Below are 488 nucleotides of genomic sequence, written 5' to 3'. Positions count from 1 at the left end.
GCCCGTGATTTGCAGCCGATCGGCGGCGAGCTGACCGAAGGCAAGGGCCTCAACATTGGCTACTTCGCCCAGCAGGAGCTCGACGTGCTGCGCCCGGCCGACACCCCGCTGGAACACATGATTCGCCTGGTCAAGGACATGACCGCCGCCGGCAAGATTGCCGGCCAGGCAACCCGCGAGCAAGACTTGCGCAGTTTTCTGGGCACCTTCAACTTTGGCGGCGACATGGTCAAGCAGGCCGTCGGCAGCATGAGTGGCGGTGAAAAAGCCCGTCTGGTCCTGTGCATGATCGTCTGGCAGCGCCCCAATCTGCTGCTGCTTGATGAGCCTACCAACCACCTGGATTTGGCGACGCGTGAGGCACTCGCCATGGCGCTCAATGAATTTGAAGGCACCGTCATGCTGGTCAGCCATGACCGCGCCCTGCTGCGCGCCGTGTGCGACGAGTTCTGGATGGTCTCGCGCGGCGGTGTGGCGCCGTTTGATGG

General features: G+C 63.3%; 1 protein-coding gene. It reads left to right on the top strand.

The features are described 5' to 3' along the window. Positions 1-488, top strand: a 488-nt coding sequence (locus B3V69_RS18780) for an ATP-binding cassette domain-containing protein (protein WP_296448710.1), incomplete at both ends; no start/stop codon positions are given.

Source organism: Rhodoferax sp. UBA5149 (genome assembly GCF_002413825.1).
In the GTDB taxonomy this organism is placed as follows: Bacteria; Pseudomonadota; Gammaproteobacteria; order Burkholderiales; family Burkholderiaceae_C; genus Rhodoferax.
This window is presented reverse-complemented; position numbering and strand designations above follow the sequence as displayed.